General features: G+C 48.7%; 1 pseudogene. It reads left to right on the top strand.

From position 1 onward, the window contains the following. Window positions 1–368 (top strand): annotated as a pseudogene (locus tag ACTHUR_RS18030) (dihydrolipoyl dehydrogenase); the annotation flags it as partial. Window positions 369–524 lie beyond the last annotated feature (156 nt).

Raw genomic sequence — 524 nt, 5'->3', positions numbered from 1 at the left:
ACAACGTACCGTTCGTGATTTACACCGACCCTGAAATCGCTTGGGTGGGTAAAACCGAAGAGCAGCTCAAAGCCGAAGGTGTGGAGTACAAAAAAGGTACTTCAGGTTTCGGTGCAAACGGTCGCGCATTGGCAATGGGCAAAGCCAAAGGTACGGTTAAAGTATTGGCAGATGCCAAAACCGACCGCATCTTGGGCGTACACATGATCGGCCCGGTTGTCAGCGAATTGGTTACCGAAGGCGTGACTGCGCTCGAATTCTTCGCCAGCAGCGAAGACATCGCCCGCATTATCCATGCCCACCCAACCTTGTCCGAAGTGGTTCACGAAGCTGCATTGGCGGCTGACAAACGCGCTTTGCACGGTTGATAGACATTAAGGCCGTCTGAAACTTTTCAGACGGCCTTAAGGCCTCCGACAAATTGAATGTTTCGAGAGCTCCGTTTTCTGATTTATAATTCCGTCAGACAAACACACAGCATTTACATTCATTATGAACAAAGAAATAGTCGGTATTTTCTTTAT

The sequence above is a fragment of the Neisseria sp. P0021.S007 genome (genome assembly GCF_051956855.1).
This window is presented reverse-complemented; position numbering and strand designations above follow the sequence as displayed.